The sequence below is a fragment of the Pseudomonas fluorescens genome (assembly GCF_001708445.1).
Lineage (GTDB): Bacteria > Pseudomonadota > Gammaproteobacteria > Pseudomonadales > Pseudomonadaceae > Aquipseudomonas > Aquipseudomonas gorinensis.
The window spans coordinates 6,532,096-6,546,581 of record NZ_CP015637.1 but is presented as its reverse complement, the minus strand read 5'-3'; the positions used below and the strand labels follow the sequence as shown (position 1 = coordinate 6,546,581).

The following is a 14,486-nucleotide window of genomic DNA, read 5'->3' as shown; positions in this document are numbered from 1 at the left end:
TTCCTCACAGGCCTGCGTGGGCGGCGATGGCGGCGGCGATGGCCAGGGCCAGCTCTTCGGGTTTGCGCTTGATCGAGTAGTTGGTCAGCTCAGGATGGCTTTCCACAAAACTGGTGTTGAACTGGCCGCTGCGGAATTCCGGGTTGCGCAGGATTTCCTGATAGTAAGCGGCGGTGGTCTTCACGCCTTGCAGGCGCATGTCATCCAGGGCACGCAGGCCGCGGTCCATGGCTTCTTCCCAGGTCAACGCCCACACCACCAGTTTCAGGCACATGGAGTCGTAGAACGGCGGGATGGTGTAGCCGGTATAGATCGCCGTGTCGGTGCGCACGCCGGGGCCGCCGGGCGCGTAGTAACGGGTGATCTTGCCGAAACTGGGCAGGAAGTTGTTTTTCGGGTCTTCGGCGTTGATACGGAACTGCAACGCGAAACCACGGTGCTGGATGTCTTCCTGCTTCACCGACAGCGGCAGGCCCGAGGCGATGCGGATCTGCTCGCGGACAATGTCGATCCCGGTGATTTCTTCGGTGATGGTGTGTTCCACCTGCACCCGGGTGTTCATCTCCATGAAGTACACCTCGCCCTCGGCGAGCAGGAACTCCACGGTGCCGGCGTTTTCGTAGCCCACAGCCTTGGCCGCGCGCACCGACAGGTCGCCGATATAGGCGCGCTGTTCCGGGGTCAACTGCGGGCTCGGGGCGATTTCGATAAGCTTTTGGTTGCGGCGCTGGATCGAGCAATCGCGCTCGAACAGGTGCACCACATTGCCAAAGCTGTCACCGAGGATCTGCGCCTCGATATGCTTGGGGTTGACGATGCATTTTTCCAGGAACACTTCCGCCGAACCGAACGCCTTGGTAGCTTCGGAGATCACGCGAGGGAAGGCTTGTTCAAGTTCTTCGCGGCTGTTGCAACGACGGATGCCGCGACCGCCACCACCGGAGGTGGCCTTGAGCATCACCGGGTAACCGATACGGTCGCCTTCAGTGAGGGCTTCGGCGATATCGGCGACATTGCCTTCAGTACCGGGCGTGACCGGTACGCCGGCCTTGATCATGCTGCGGCGCGCTTCGGTCTTGTCGCCCATACGGCGAATCACTTCAGCCGAAGGACCAATGAATTTGATCCCACGTTCGGCACAAATGTCTGCCAGTTCGGCGTTTTCCGACAGGAAGCCGTAGCCGGGGTGCAAGGCATCACAGCCGGTTTCCACCGCCAGGTTCACCAGCTTGCGCGGGTTCAGGTAGCCGGACAGGGGCTCGGCACCGATGCTGTGGGCCTCGTCGGCACGCTTGACGTGCAACGCATGGCGGTCGGCGTCGGAATAGACCGCGACCGAGCGAATGCCCATCTCGGCGCAAGCACGCACGATTCGTACGGCAATTTCACCACGGTTGGCGATCAGGATCTTTTTTATCACTTGGAAATTCCCTTGAGCCGATTGCTGCGTTCTTCGACCCGCTAGACCCGGGTCGGCGCGTGACCAAATGTTTCAAGCCAGTCGCAGCCCCACACTAAGCCCGTAGAGGGATTAACAAAAATCAATAATTATTGGGTCGCGCATAAGTAAAGACTTATAGTCGACACACTGGATGGGATCGAGGGGATTTAAAAATGCGTAAGTCATTGATGAGACTGACATTACGGCAATTGCAGATCTTCAATGAGGTGTGTGATTTGCGCTCGTACAGCCGTGCCGCCGAGGAAATGTCTCTCACCCAACCGGCCGTCAGCCTACAAATTCGCCAGCTGGAAGAGCTGATCGGCCAGCCGTTGTTCGACTATGTGGGCAAAAAGCTCTACATGACCGAGGCCGCCGAAGCCCTGCAACGGGCCAGTCGCGATATTTTCGGGCGCCTGGAAAACCTCGATATGCAGCTATCAGACATGCAGGGTTCGTTGCAGGGCCAGTTGAAGCTGGCCGTGGAATCCAGCGCCAAGTATTTCGTACCGCACCTGTTTGCCGCGTTCAAGCGCCAGCATCCCGAAGTGCAGTTGCACCTGACGGTGGTCAACCGTGCCCAGGTGATCCGCAGGCTTTCGGACAACCGTGATGACTTGGTGATCATGTCCATGGTGCCTCAGGACATGGGCCTGGAGTTCCTGCCGTTCCTTAACAACCCCATCGTTGCCGTGGCGCCACCCGATCACCCTTTGAGCCTCCAGGGCCCCTTGCGCTTGCAGGACCTGGAACCCTACACGCTGTTGCTGCGCGAACCGGGCTCCGGTACACGGCTGGCCTGCGAGGAGTACTTCAAGGAAAAACGCGTGCACTTCACCCAGACGGTGGAGGTGGCCTCGGCCGAGGCGCAGCGTGAGTGCGTGGTGGCAGGGTTGGGCGTGGCCTTGTTGACGCGCCACGCCCTGAACCTGGAACTGGCCACCGGCGGGCTCAAGGAGCTGCCGGTGGAAGAGCTGCCGCTGTACCGCAGTTGGTGCCTGGTGCAGGCCAAGGCCAAGCGCCTGTCACCGGTGGCCCATGCATTCCTGGGCTTTATCCGCAGCGAGCGGGTGCAGATCAGCGCGTTGGCTGAGCGCTTCGCTGGGCAGCCGCGGGTGCCTGCCAGTGCAGTTCCGGGTAGTCACTGATGCTCTGCTGCAGCTGGCGCTGGTCGCAGCGGTCTTCGATTGCGCGACGGAACGCCATGCGGCGCTGGTCTTCCTGTTGACGACGGGTCTTGACGGAGCTGTTGCTGTCTTCGTAGTGCCGGGTCATTTTGGAGTCTCCCAATGCGAGTACGGGGAGTACAGGATCGGCTCGGCGGATGACATGACGATGACAGCCTGGTGAAGATTCTGGACACACAGAAGATGCAAAGGTGGGAGGGGACAAGCCCCCTCCCACCTTTGGAACGAATGCAACCTTAGAATCAGTCGTCGAGGGCTTTGACGGACTTGGGCGAGAGCCGCAGGCTGCGCAGACTGCGCTTCACGCTCTTGAGGTGATTGACCAGGCTCGGACCGCGCGCCATGGCCACACCCATCGCCAACACGTCGATCACCACCAGGTGGGCGATGCGCGACGTCAGCGGCGTGTAGATTTCCGTGTCTTCATGCACGTCGATCGCCAGGTTGACCGTGGACAGTTCCGCCAACGGCGTCTGGCTCGGGCACAAGGTGATCAACGTGGCGCCGCTTTCACGCACCAGGTTGGCGGTGATCAGCAGGTCTTTGGAGCGACCGGACTGGGAAATGCAGATGGCCACGTCGGTCGGCTTCAAGGTCACGGCCGACATTGCCTGCATATGCGGATCGCTATAGGCCGCAGCGGTCAACAGCAGGCGGAAGAACTTGTGCTGGGCATCCGCGGCGACAGCACCTGATGCGCCAAAACCGTAGAACTCGACACGCTGGGCCTGGGACATGGCGGTCACGGCCTTTTGCAGCTCCACCGGGTCGAGCTTCTCACGCACTTCCATCAGGGTGTGCAGGGTGGTGTCGAAGATTTTCAGGCTGTAGTCAGCGACCGAGTCGTCTTCATGGATCGCAAACTGCCCGAAGCTCGCGCCAGCGGCCAGGCTTTGGGCCAGCTTGAGTTTCAAGTCCTGGAACCCGGAGCAACCGATGGCGCGGCAAAAACGCACGATGGTCGGCTCACTGATGCCCACGCTGTGGGCCAGGTCGGCCATGGAACTGTGCATGACGGCCGCAGGGTCTAGCAGCACGTGATCGGCAACCTTGAGTTCCGATTTGCGTAACAGGTGGCGCGACTGGGCGATATGTTGCAACAGGTTCAAAGGGCAGGACTCTTGTTATTGGCAGGCGCCAGGGATGTAGCAAGCTTGTAGTTATACTACAAGAATTGTCGTTTTGCCCGTCCGATGCATCACTTAATCGCCCTGCTGCCCTTTGAATCTAAGGGCAGGCGAGTTGTAGCCACAATGGCTGAAGGCCCGGTGCTAGGAAAAATCTGCTTTTTTTCGTAACAACTCTGCCAGGCCATCGGCTTCCATCGGTCGACTGATCAGGTAGCCCTGCACCTCGTCACAACGCTCCCCCCGCAGGAAATCCAACTGCTGTTGGTCTTCCACGCCTTCGGCCACCACCTTGAGCGCCAGCCCGTGGGCCATTGCAATGATCGCCCGCGTAATGGCCGCGTCTTCGCGCCCCTGGCCGAGGCCACGAATAAAGGTCTGGTCGATCTTCACGTAGTCCACCGGGATGCGCTTGAGGTAGCTGAGGGACGAATAACCGGTGCCGAAATCATCAATGGCCAGCTTCACCCCCAGGTCCCGCAGTTGCTGGAAAGTCGCGATGATGTGTTCCACGCTGTCGAGCAGCTGGCTTTCGGTCAGCTCCAATTCGAGGTATTGCGGGTCCAGCCCGGTTTCTTCCAGCACCTGGCGCACCAGGCTGACCAGCTTGCCCTGGCGCAACTGGTGCACCGACAGGTTCACCGACACCCGGATCGGCGCCAACCCTTGGCGCTGCCACTCGCAGGCCTGCCAGCAGGCCTGGCGCAGCACGAACTCGCCCAGCGGCACGATCAGGCCGGTTTCTTCGGCCAGGCCGATAAAGTCCCCCGGTGGCACCATGCCCCATTGCGGATGCTCCCAGCGAATCAACGCCTCGGCGGCGTTCAGTTGGCCGGTGGCCAGGCATAATTTGGGTTGGTAGAACACCGTGAGCTGGCGCTCTTCAATGGCTTTACGCAGATGGTTTTCCAGTTGCAAACGCTCCAGCGTGCTGGCTTGCAGGCTGTCGGTGTAGAACTGGAAGTTATTACCGCCCAGGTGCTTGGCATGCTGCATGGCCATGTTCGCCTGGCTGACCAAGGCTGAAATTTCCCGCGCGTTGTCCGGTAACAGGCTGACCCCCATGGAGGCACTGACTACCAGCTCATGCCCTTCCACTGCCACCGGCACACGCAGCTTGGCCAGTAGCCGCGTGGCGACCCGCGCGAGGCTCGACAAGTTGCCATAGGCATCGAAGAGCACAGCGAATTCGTCGCCGGACAGTCGCGCAATGGTGTCGGCTTCCGGCAGGGCGTTGATCAAGCGCCGCGCCATTTTCTGTAACAACTGGTCGGCCACTTCATGGCCCAGGCTGTCATTGAGCAACTTGAAGCGGTCCAGGTTGATATGCAGCAGCGCCAGGCTACGCCCGCCCTGGCGGACGCGCTGGTGGGCTTCGCGCAGGCGTTCGCGAAACAGCGAGCGATTGGCCAGGCCGGTCAATTCGTCATAGTGGGTGAGGTAGCGCATACGCTCCTCGGACTCACGCCGCGCCGACAGATCGGCGAAAAAGCCCACGATATGGCTGACTTTTCCTCGAGCATCCCGCACGACATTCAGTTGCAGCCACTGCGGATACAACTCGCCGCTCTTGCGTGTCTCCACCAGTTCACCCTGCCAGGTGCCGTGGCTGAGCAGCGCCTGGCGGATCACCGGGAAGTGACGCCGCGCATCACGACTGCTGGGCAACTCCACGACATTGCGACCCAGCATATCGTCGATGTCGAAGCCGGTGACGCGGCTGAAAGCCCGGTTGACGGCGATCAGCACGTAGTCCGGGTCAAGGATCACAATGCCTTCACTGGCGGCTTCGAACACGGTCGAGGCCAGGCGCTGTTGTTCTTCCAGGGCCTTGCCGGCACTGATATCGCGACGGGTACCCAGCATGCGCGTGACCCGTCCGCTGGGCGCACGCTCCACGGCGCGGCCACGGTCTTCGATCCACACCCAGTGGCCATCGCCATGACGCACGCGGTATTCCACCTGGTAGTCCTCACTGCGGCCCTTGAGGTGCTCCACCAGGGCACGCTTGAGCAACGGCAGGTCGTCGGGGTGCAGGCGCGGCTTGAGGTGGCTGAGCATCGCCGTGACGTACTCGGGCTCCAGCCCGAACAGCTCTTTGAGCTGGGTGTGGTGCACCTCGTCGGTTTGCAGGTTCCAGTCCCACAGCCCCAGTTCGCTGGCTTGCAAGGCCATCGCCAGGCGCGCTTCGCTTTTATTCAGGGCCAGGCTGGCCGCGTCCAGTTCCTGGCTGCGTTGCGCCACACGGTCTTGCAGGCCGATTTGCGCTTCGCGCAGTTCCTGTTCGACTTGGCGGCGTTGCTCGACTTCGCGCACCAGGTCCTGGTTCAACTGCTCACTGCGCTGTTGCGCCTGCTGGAGATGTTCGATCAGCGCCTGGTTTTGGAAACGTCGCAACAGCCCGCGCTGGATCAGGCGATTGACCTGCCACGCCACCACGCTCAGGGACGCCAGCAGGATCAGGCCAAGTACCCCCCAGCCTTGTTGTTGCGGGGCACCGTTCCAGAACAGATAGACGATGGCCGGCACCAGGCATGGCAAGGCGAATGACAGGAATGCGGGCAAGCTCACCGCGTAGGCCACGCTGGCAGACAACGTGGCCGCACCGATCAGGCCGAACACCCAGGCCTGCTGCGTAAAGCTGTCCACCGGCACCAGGGCAATGGCGGCAGTGGCCAGGGTCAGCCCGCTGGCGGCCGAGCCGAGCATGAACCTGCGGCGCCAGATCGGCTGCGCCTGGCGGCTGGGCATGGCCGAATCAAAGGCCGCCACCTGGATCACGCGCATGGCCACCAGGGCGAGCAGCCAGACCAGCCAAATGCTGTCCAACAGGTATTGCGTGGGGTTCCAGAGCAGCCAGGCGCAGACCAGGCCGTTGACCAGCATCAACAGGGTCGGCAGCAGCGAGCCCTGATAGAGCAGGCGTGTGCGCTCGACCGCCATCTCGGTGGCGTAGTGTTTGTGGATGACCTGCGCTGGCGCCGCCGAGGGGCTGAACAGATCGGTGCTGAGAGTCATAGGCAGTGTTCTTATAATGGTGAGCCCGAAACGTCGACGGAGCATACACAAGCAAGCGCTTGGGCCAAACTGCTCCACGTCATAAAAACTGCATGGTCATCCGGCGCAAACCCAGGGGCCAGACAGCTTGAGCGAGACGCTGCGCGGGCTGCGGCCATTGACTGACCGGTCATCACCCCATGCAGAATGTTCAGCCGCCCGGAATCACCGTGGATGTTTTCCGTCGACCACCCGGCATTGGGGTTTGCCCCACTCCCCCCAGCACCCTAGAATGCGCCGATGCGCGATGATCTCTCTCTTTTGCTGAACTCCCTCAACGATGCCCAACGCCAGGCCGTAGCGGCCCCCGTTGGCCGTCAGTTGGTCCTGGCCGGTGCTGGCTCCGGTAAAACCCGAGTGCTGGTGCACCGTATCGCCTGGTTGATCCAGGTCGAGAACGCGTCCCCGCACTCCATCCTGTCGGTGACCTTCACCAACAAGGCCGCTGCCGAGATGCGCCACCGCATCGAGCAGTTGATGGGCATCAGCCCGGCCGGTATGTGGGTGGGCACCTTCCACGGCCTGGCGCACCGCCTGTTGCGGGCGCACTGGCAGGAGGCCGGGCTCGCCCAGACGTTCCAGATCCTCGACAGCGATGACCAGCAACGCCTGGTCAAGCGCGTGATCCGCGAACTGGGGCTCGACGAACAGCGCTGGCCTGCGCGCCAGGCCCAGTGGTTTATCAACGGCCAGAAAGACGAGGGCCTGCGCCCGCAGCATATCCAGGCCAGCGGCGACCTGTTCCTGGCCACCATGCGCAGCATTTATGAAGCCTATGAGGCCGCCTGCGCGCGCGCCGGCGTGATCGACTTCTCCGAGTTGCTGCTGCGCGCCCTCGACCTGTGGCGCGACAACCCAGGCTTGCTGGCCCATTACCAGAAGCGCTTCCGGCATATCCTGGTGGACGAGTTCCAGGACACCAACGCCGTGCAGTACGCCTGGTTGCGCCTGTTGGCCAAAGGCGGCGACAGCCTGATGGTGGTGGGCGACGACGATCAGTCGATCTACGGCTGGCGTGGCGCGAAAATCGAGAACATCTACCAGTATTCCGAAGACTTCCCCGACGCGGTCACCATTCGCCTGGAGCAGAACTACCGCTCCACCGCCGGTATCCTCAAGGCTGCCAACGCCTTGATCGCCAACAACACCGGGCGCCTGGGCAAAGAGCTGTGGACCGACGGTGGCGAAGGCGAAGCGATCAACCTGTACGCGGCCTTCAACGAACACGATGAAGCACGCTACGTGGTGGAAACCATCGAGAGCGCGCTGAAAACCGGCCTGGCGCGCAGTGATATCGCGATTCTGTACCGTTCCAACGCCCAATCGCGGGTATTGGAAGAAGCCCTGCTGCGCGAGCGCATCCCGTACCGCATCTATGGCGGCCAGCGCTTCTTCGAGCGTGCGGAAATCAAGAACGCCATGGCCTACCTGCGTTTGCTCGAAGGCCGCGGCAACGATGCGGCGCTGGAGCGGGTGATCAATATCCCGGCCCGTGGCATCGGCGAGAAAACCGTTGAAGCCATTCGCGACCACGCGCGCCATGCCGATGTGTCGATGTGGGAAGCCATGCGCTTGCTGATCGCCAACAAAGGCTTGACCGGCCGGGCTGCCGGGGCGCTGGGGGTGTTTGTTGAGCTGATCGAGAACCTGGCGGCCAAATGTTCGGAAATGCCGCTGCATTTGATGACCCAGACCGTCATTGAACAGTCCGGGCTGATTGCCTATCACGAAGCCGAAAAGGGTGAAAAAGGCCAGGCCCGGGTAGAAAACCTTGAGGAATTGGTCAGCGCCGCCCGTGCATTCGAAAACACCGAGGAAGATGAAGAGCTGACCCCGCTCGCAGCCTTCCTCGGCCACGCCTCGCTGGAGGCGGGTGACACCCAGGCCGACGAGCACGAAGACAGCATCCAGCTGATGACCTTGCACAGCGCCAAGGGCCTGGAGTTTCCCTATGTGTTCCTGGTGGGCATGGAAGAAGGCCTGTTCCCCCACAAGATGAGCCTGGAAGAACCCGGCCGCCTTGAGGAAGAACGCCGCCTGGCCTATGTGGGCATTACCCGGGCGATGCAGAACCTGGTGATGACCTACGCTGAGACCCGACGCCTGTACGGCAGCGAGACCTACAACAAGGTGTCACGCTTCGTACGTGAAGTGCCGAAAGGGCTGATCCAGGAAGTACGCCTTTCCAACAGCGTCAGCCGCCCGTTCGGCGGTGGCCAGCAGCAGAACTCCAGCAGCATGTTTGCGGGTTCCGAGATTCCGGAAACGCCGTTCAGCCTGGGCCAGCAGGTCAAGCATGCGATCTTCGGCGAAGGGGTGATCCTCAACTTCGAAGGTGCCGGCGCCCAGGCACGGGTGCAGGTGAACTTCGCCGAAGGCAGCAAATGGCTGATGATGGGCTACGCGAAACTCGAAGCGGTCTGAAACAATTCCAAACATGAAGGTTGCTGGCCCGCCCTTGTTTTTAACGAGCGCGGGCCAATATCTGTAACAAGTCCTACAGACCATCCTGAATCGATCTTACGCAAAAGCCCGAAACATTATGTTGCTAGCCACTGTCACGACACCTGTGCAACATGGCGCGCGTGCAATCCACAAATGGGAATTCCCTTTATGAAACGTTTTCTTAGCATCGCCATGGCGTTATGCATAGGCCTGACGATGAGCCTCGACGCCAACGCCAAACGCTTCGGTGGCGGCAAAAGCATGGGCTCGGCACCGACTCACCAGACCAGCCAAATGGCCCCATCCGCCGGTGTAGGCGGTGCTGCCGCTACCGCAGGCGCAGCCGGTGCTGCTGGCGCTGCTGCCAAGGCCGGCGGTGCTTCGCGCTGGTTGGGCCCTCTGGCCGGTATCGCGGCCGGTGGCCTGCTCGCCTCCATGTTCATGGGCGGCGGCTTCCAGGGCATGCAGATCTTCGACATCCTGATCATGGCGGTCATCGCCTTCCTGATCTTCCGCTTTATCGCCGCCCGTCGCCGCAAGCAGCAGGAGCACCTGGCGCCCGCCGGCGCGCCGATGCAGCGTGAAGTGTTCGAGCAGAAACCCGCCATGGGTTCGATCTTCGGTGGTTCGTCAGCCCCTGCTGCCGCCCGCCCAGTGATCAACGCACCGGCCTGGTTCAACGAAGAGCGTTTCGTCGAAGCGGCCCGCAGCCACTTCCAGTCCCTGCAACAGCACTGGGACGCCAACGAAATGGACAAGATCTCCGAGTTCGTGACCCCGCAACTGCTGGAGTTCCTCAAGCGCGAACGCGCCGACCTGGGCGACGGCTTCCAGTCGACCTACATCGATGACCTGCATGTCCAGCTGGACGGTGTGGATGACCGCGCCGACAAGACCATCGCCACCCTGACGTTCAGCGGTGTGTCGAAAACCTCGCGCTTCGACCAAGGTGAAGTGTTCAGCGAAAGCTGGAACATGGAACGTGCCCAAGGCGACAACCAGCCATGGCTGGTCGCCGGTATCCGTCAGAACGGCTGATACCCGCACGCTTGTGCAAGCCGTAACAAAAACCCCGGACTTGTCCGGGGTTTTCTATTTCACGGTTGCACTTATAGCGAGCTACTGTATAAAACGCCCCTATAACCGCGCCATCTAGCAAGAGGATCCCGGACGTGGAAGAAGTCATCGAACAATTGCGTGAAGCCAACGAACCGGTTCCGGTTCCTCTGGAGCTGCCTGATGAAGACCAGCTGGTGGAAATCGAAGAAGAGCTGTTCATCAATATTCCGTTCGTCTTCAAGGAGTTTCTGCTGACCGTCAGCGACGTGGTGTACGGCAGCCTTGAGCCGGTGACCGTCACCGACCCGCAATCCCACACCTACCTGCCGGAAGTCGCAGCAAATGCCTGGGATAGCGGCGTGCCGCGCGAGTTGATCCCGATCTGCCAGGACGGCGACGACTATTACTGCGTTGAAGAAGACGGCACGGTGGTGCTGTGGTCCGGCGAAGAAGAACTTGTCACCGAGGAGTCTTGGGAATCGGTATGGCACTGGGCGCGGGACGTCTGGTTGGAAAGCTAAGACCTGATCCCCGTGGCGAGCGGGCTTGTCGAATCGTCGCACCGCCCGCGTTGGGCTGCGCAGCAGCCCCCCATCAGTGCTCCGGCGTATCCTTATGGTTATCCAGCGTCTCCAGCAAGGCGACCTGCATCCGCGTATGCACACGGATAAACCAGCGCCACAGCACAGCCGCCACCGCCGCCGCGACCACAGCGATCAGCACCAGCAGCTTGTTGGTCGGCAGAATACTCGCCGACAAGGCGGCCAATAGCAGGAAAATCACCAGCAGCGACAGGATCGGGATCAGCTCGGCGATCACCCGACGCACGCGCTGGGTATGTCGTCCGGCCATCTCCGGCTTGACGCTCATCTCTGCCAGCAACATCGACAATGCCTTGAGCTTGCGGTACGCCGCAATCAGGAACGGCAGCGACAACAATAATGCCCCGCCCCAGATCAATGCCTTCTGCCAGCTTGGATCACTGATCCAACCTTCCAGAGACGCGCCAATACGCACCGCGAAGTAGCTGCCTGCAAAAAAGATCGACACCACCAGCGCCAGGTTCACCCCCACTTGCAGGATGATCTTGCGGATCATCGACACCAGCATCGCGCCTTCACCCTGAGGCTGAATGCTGCGCAACCATTCACCATACAACCCGAACACTCGGCTCATACGCTTGGGCATCACTGCCGCGATCTTCAACGACAACGGGTCGGCGCCGCGAATCAGGTACGGCGTGAGCAGCGTGGTGATCGCCGAAACGGCCACCGCCACCGGGTACAGGAAGTCGCTGGTCACCTGTAACGTCATCCCCAGCGCGGCGATGATGAAGGAAAACTCGCCAATCTGTGACAGCCCCATGCCAACCCGCAACGAAGTGCGGCCATCGTTGCCAGCGATAAACGCGCCGATCCCACAGGACAGCATCTTGCCCAACACCACGGCGACGGTGATCACTGCAATCGGCCAGGCGTATTGCAACAGGATCTGCGGGTCGATCATCAAGCCAATAGCCACGAAGAAGATCGCGCTGAACATGTCGCGAACCGGCTCGATCAAGCGCTCGATCTTAATCAACTCGCGGGACTCAGCCATGATCGCGCCGATCAGGAACGCCCCCAGCACCATGCTGTATTCCAGCTTGACCACCAGCAGGCAAAAACCGAAGCACAGGCCCAATACAGTGATCAGCAGCATCTCGTTGCTGTCGAACTTGGCCACATAGGCCAACAAACGCGGCACCAGCAAAATGCCGATGACCAACGCGACGATCATGAACAGCGAGAGCTTACCGACCGTGGAAAACACTTCGCCCGAGCTGACCGTGCCACTGACGGCGATACTCGACAGCAAAGCGATGATGCCGATGCCGAGGATGTCTTCCACGATCAGCACGCCGAAAATCAGCTGGGCGAAGCGCTGGTTTTTCATCTTCAGGTCATTGAGTGCCTTGACGATGATGGTGGTCGAGGAGATCGCCAGGATCGCGCCGAGGAACAGCGAGTCCATCGTGCTCCAATCGAACCAGCGGCCAATCTCGTAGCCGATCCAGATCATGAGGATGATTTCGAGGAAGGCGGCAATAAATGCCGTGGCGCCCACCTTGAACAACTTGCGCAGGCTGAACTCCAGGCCCAGACAGAACATCAGGAAGATCACCCCCAGCTCGGCGAGGGTCTTGATGGTGTCTTCGTCGTGGATCAGGCCAAATGGCGGGGTGTGGGGCCCGATGATGAACCCGGCGACGATGTACCCCAGCACCACAGGTTGTTTGAGACGGTGAAACAGGATGGTGACAACCCCGGCCACCAGCATGATCACGGCCAGGTCCTGGATAAAGCTGATGGCGTGCATGGCGAGGGCCTCCTTGAGGGTGCTGGCGCTTTTCCCACTTCCGCCCGCACCTTTGAACGGTCGCAAAGTGCGGAAGGAAAAGTCTGCCTTGATCGTAAGAAATGCCCTGATATGGGCTTTTGAAGGTTAACACCGCGACTTCCGCCGGAAAGCCGGTGCAATATATGGAAACAGATCGGTGCAGGCGTGACGGCAAGGCGCCCACCGGCGTCCCGTTAGGGATGGCGCTGCAAAGATTCCAGCACCCGAAGAGGTGCCTCCCCAACCAATGCCTACAACCGTGAGTGTGCTATGGAACCCGGAAACGCCCAGCTGTCGATGACGGTATTGATGACCCCCGATATGGCCAACTTCTCTGGCAATGTCCACGGGGGCACCCTGCTCAAGTACCTCGACGAAGTGGCCTACGCCTGCGCCAGCCGTTACGCCGGCCGCTATGTGGTGACGTTGTCGGTAGACCAGGTGATTTTTCGTGAACCGATCCATGTCGGCGAGCTGGTGACCTTCCTCGCGTCGGTCAACTACACCGGCAATACGTCGATGGAAGTGGGCATCAAGGTGGTGACCGAGAACATCCGCGAACGCTCGGTGCGCCATACCAACAGTTGCTTCTTCACCATGGTAGCCGTGGACGATCAGCGCAAACCCGCCGCCGTGCCGCCGCTGCAACCGCATAACAGTGAGGAAAGACGCCGGTTCGTGCAGGCCCAGCAACGCCGGCAGATTCGCCAGGAGCTGGAAAAGCGTTACCAGGAAATAAAAGCCGACGCGCTATAAACCCCAAGCGGTAAACCCAATCAAAATGTGGGAGGGACTTGCTCCCTCCCACATGGGGTTCTGCGTATTTACAGGCCGATCGGCGTCGCTTCGAAGCGCACGCGCGGATGAGCAATACGATCCTGGGCCCGCACCAATTCCAACTCGTAACTGGCACAGGCCTGGGTTTCCAGCAGCACTTCATGCACCGCCGCGGCGGTGAATTCGAAGGCGGCCAGCAGGCTATCGCCCAGCAGCACCCGCGCCAGGAACAACCCCGAGGTCAGGTCGCCCACGCCCACTGGCTGGCGGGGGAACGCCAACAGCGGGCGGCGCAGGTGCCAGCTGCCGTCGGCAGTAACCAACAGCATTTCGAAGCCATCCGGCAGCTTGCCCGGATAATCCAAGTGTTTGACCAGCACCGCCTTCGGCCCCCGGGCCAGCAACGCCTTGGCCATGCCCAGGCAGTCGAACAGCGACTGCGGCTTACGACCGGCAAAGCTGTCCAGCTCCAGTTGGTTTGGGCAGAGGAAGTCGGCCATGGCGGCGGCCTCCTCCAGCAGGAAATCGCTGACCTCCTGCGGCACGATGCAGCCTTTTTCCGGGTGCCCCATGACCGGGTCGCACAGGTACAGGGCCTTCGGGTTGATCGCTTTGATCCGCGCCACACCGGTGAGAATGGCGCGACCCTGATCGGCACTGCCCAGGTAACCGGACAAGATAGCGTCGCAGTTGCCCAACTCACCAATGGCCGCAATGCCTTCCACCAACGCCGGAATCTGCTGCGGCGCCAACACTTCCCCTGCCCACTGTCCATACTGGGTGTGGTTGGAGAACTGCACCGTGTTCAGCGGCCAGACGTTCACCCCGACGCGCTGCATGGGAAACACGGCGGCGCTGTTTCCGGCGTGGCCAAAGACCACATGAGACTGGATCGCAAGCAGATGAGGTGTGCGTTTCATGCAGGAGATTTCCGTAAAGCCGTTTAAATTCTGGCCGCGCAGTATGCGACTAAACGCAGCCTATACGACAGACCGGCGACACAGTTAAGCTGCT

Annotated in this window: 11 protein-coding genes; 5 read left to right on the top strand and 6 right to left on the bottom strand. The window is 60.9% G+C overall.

The features are described from left to right. Positions 1-4 precede the first annotated feature (4 nt). Entirely contained in the window at positions 5-1,420 is a 1,416-nt protein-coding gene (locus tag A7317_RS29340; protein ID WP_024078181.1) for an acetyl-CoA carboxylase biotin carboxylase subunit, read from the bottom strand. 194 nt (positions 1,421-1,614) lie between these two features. On the opposite strand from A7317_RS29340, the gene A7317_RS29335 reads away from it, so the two are divergent. Further along, positions 1,615-2,589, top strand: a complete 975-nt coding sequence (locus A7317_RS29335) for a LysR family transcriptional regulator (protein ID WP_024078182.1) — start codon at positions 1,615-1,617, stop codon at positions 2,587-2,589. Here the strand turns inward: A7317_RS29335 and A7317_RS30505 are convergent. The 3 genes from A7317_RS30505 to A7317_RS29320 all read right to left on the bottom strand — a co-directional run bounded on the left by A7317_RS30505 (position 2,519) and on the right by A7317_RS29320 (position 6,773). After that, on the bottom strand, positions 2,519-2,716 hold the full coding sequence (locus A7317_RS30505; protein ID WP_081329271.1) for a PA3496 family putative envelope integrity protein: 198 nt from the start codon (positions 2,714-2,716) through the stop codon (positions 2,519-2,521). The genes A7317_RS29335 and A7317_RS30505 overlap by 71 nt on opposite strands. A 154-nt stretch (positions 2,717-2,870) precedes the next feature. Continuing rightward, complete coding sequence (hexR, locus tag A7317_RS29325; RefSeq protein WP_010168370.1) at positions 2,871-3,737, bottom strand: transcriptional regulator HexR; 867 nt, start codon at positions 3,735-3,737, stop codon at positions 2,871-2,873. Positions 3,738-3,899: 162 nt separating this feature from the next. Then, positions 3,900-6,773, bottom strand: a complete 2,874-nt coding sequence (locus A7317_RS29320; RefSeq protein WP_024078183.1) for an EAL domain-containing protein — start codon at positions 6,771-6,773, stop codon at positions 3,900-3,902. Positions 6,774-7,052: 279 nt separating this feature from the next. Here A7317_RS29320 and uvrD point away from each other — a divergent pair, with 279 nt between their 5' ends. The 3 genes from uvrD to A7317_RS29305 all read left to right on the top strand — a co-directional run bounded on the left by uvrD (position 7,053) and on the right by A7317_RS29305 (position 10,837). Further along, positions 7,053-9,236 carry a DNA helicase II gene (uvrD, locus tag A7317_RS29315; RefSeq protein WP_024078184.1) on the top strand — a complete coding sequence of 728 codons (2,184 nt, stop codon included), beginning with the start codon at positions 7,053-7,055 and terminating at the stop codon, positions 9,234-9,236. Positions 9,237-9,425: 189 nt separating this feature from the next. Then, positions 9,426-10,295, top strand: coding sequence for a Tim44 domain-containing protein (locus tag A7317_RS29310; RefSeq protein WP_024078185.1), 870 nt, complete (start codon positions 9,426-9,428; stop codon positions 10,293-10,295). Between the two features lie 134 nt (positions 10,296-10,429). Further along, complete coding sequence (locus tag A7317_RS29305) at positions 10,430-10,837, top strand: SMI1/KNR4 family protein (RefSeq protein WP_024078186.1); 408 nt, start codon at positions 10,430-10,432, stop codon at positions 10,835-10,837. 73 nt (positions 10,838-10,910) lie between these two features. Here A7317_RS29305 and A7317_RS29300 read toward each other — a convergent pair whose 3' ends face one another. Beyond that, positions 10,911-12,674 carry a cation:proton antiporter gene (locus A7317_RS29300; RefSeq protein ID WP_024078187.1) on the bottom strand — a complete coding sequence of 588 codons (1,764 nt, stop codon included), beginning with the start codon at positions 12,672-12,674 and terminating at the stop codon, positions 10,911-10,913. Between the two features lie 291 nt (positions 12,675-12,965). Between A7317_RS29300 and A7317_RS29295 the strand changes: the two genes are divergently transcribed. Beyond that, complete coding sequence (locus tag A7317_RS29295; RefSeq protein WP_024078188.1) at positions 12,966-13,451, top strand: acyl-CoA thioesterase; 486 nt, start codon at positions 12,966-12,968, stop codon at positions 13,449-13,451. A gap of 68 nt (positions 13,452-13,519) precedes the next feature. Here A7317_RS29295 and pdxY read toward each other — a convergent pair whose 3' ends face one another. Next, positions 13,520-14,392 (bottom strand): pyridoxal kinase PdxY, encoded by an 873-nt coding sequence (pdxY, locus tag A7317_RS29290; RefSeq protein WP_024078189.1) that lies wholly within the window; start codon positions 14,390-14,392, stop codon positions 13,520-13,522. Between the last annotated feature and the right edge of the window lie 94 nt (positions 14,393-14,486).

What these genes read in the sequence shown, in the direction of transcription:
- A7317_RS29310 (WP_024078185.1), top strand. Translation starts at nt 9,426, where the DNA reads ATGAAACGTTTTCTTAGCATCGCCATGGCGTTATGCATAGGCCTGACG.
- A7317_RS29320 (WP_024078183.1), bottom strand. Translation starts at nt 6,773, where the DNA reads ATGACTCTCAGCACCGATCTGTTCAGCCCCTCGGCGGCGCCAGCGCAG.
- A7317_RS30505 (WP_081329271.1), bottom strand. Translation starts at nt 2,716, where the DNA reads ATGACCCGGCACTACGAAGACAGCAACAGCTCCGTCAAGACCCGTCGT.
- A7317_RS29335 (WP_024078182.1), top strand. Translation starts at nt 1,615, where the DNA reads ATGCGTAAGTCATTGATGAGACTGACATTACGGCAATTGCAGATCTTC.
- A7317_RS29295 (WP_024078188.1), top strand. Translation starts at nt 12,966, where the DNA reads ATGGAACCCGGAAACGCCCAGCTGTCGATGACGGTATTGATGACCCCC.
- uvrD (WP_024078184.1), top strand. Translation starts at nt 7,053, where the DNA reads ATGCGCGATGATCTCTCTCTTTTGCTGAACTCCCTCAACGATGCCCAA.
- pdxY (WP_024078189.1), bottom strand. Translation starts at nt 14,392, where the DNA reads ATGAAACGCACACCTCATCTGCTTGCGATCCAGTCTCATGTGGTCTTT.
- A7317_RS29300 (WP_024078187.1), bottom strand. Translation starts at nt 12,674, where the DNA reads ATGCACGCCATCAGCTTTATCCAGGACCTGGCCGTGATCATGCTGGTG.